The sequence below is a fragment of the Secundilactobacillus hailunensis genome (assembly GCF_005405185.1).
Taxonomy (GTDB): Bacteria; Bacillota; Bacilli; order Lactobacillales; family Lactobacillaceae; genus Secundilactobacillus; species Secundilactobacillus hailunensis.
On record NZ_BJDO01000130.1, the window covers coordinates 1 to 470 of the forward strand.

General features: G+C 41.5%; 1 protein-coding gene and 1 pseudogene. Both read left to right on the forward strand.

What is annotated here, in order from left to right; genetic code table 11:
• Positions 1–212, forward strand: a 212-nt coding sequence (locus FFM73_RS12630; protein WP_137631956.1) for a type II toxin-antitoxin system RelB/DinJ family antitoxin, incomplete at its 5' end; no start/stop codon positions are given.
• Positions 202–470 (forward strand): annotated as a pseudogene (locus tag FFM73_RS12635) (hypothetical protein); the annotation flags it as partial. The gene FFM73_RS12630 and the pseudogene FFM73_RS12635, both read left to right, overlap by 11 nt.

Sequence of the window (470 nt, forward strand, 5' to 3'; positions counted from 1 at the left end):
TTTTAAGCGAATTGGGCTTAAATCCAACCACGGCCATTAACATGTTTTACAAGCGGATTGTTGCTAATGGTGCTTTACCTTTTAATGCGTCTTTAAGCGAAGAAGAAAAAGCTAATTTACGCTTTTTAAAGGCGACCGAAGGGACACCAGTCACCGAGTTCAAAGACGCTAAAGAGGTCGCTGATTGGCTCAACGATCCAGATGAGGACTAATGACTTAGTCAGCCTATACGTTAGTTTTGTAGAAACTAACGGTGGCAAGTCTCGGCCAGTTTTAATTCGTCGGGTATCAGAACAGACGGTCGAGGCTTTTAAAATTACTAGTCAGTATGAAAAGAAGTCGGCTTATATCAAGCAACAATATTATCCGATTCAAGATTGGCAATCCGCTGGGTTGAAGAAACCTTCCTGGGTCGATCTTGGTAATATTTATCGCTTTCCCAAAGCCGGTTTAAACTTTAAAGAAATCGG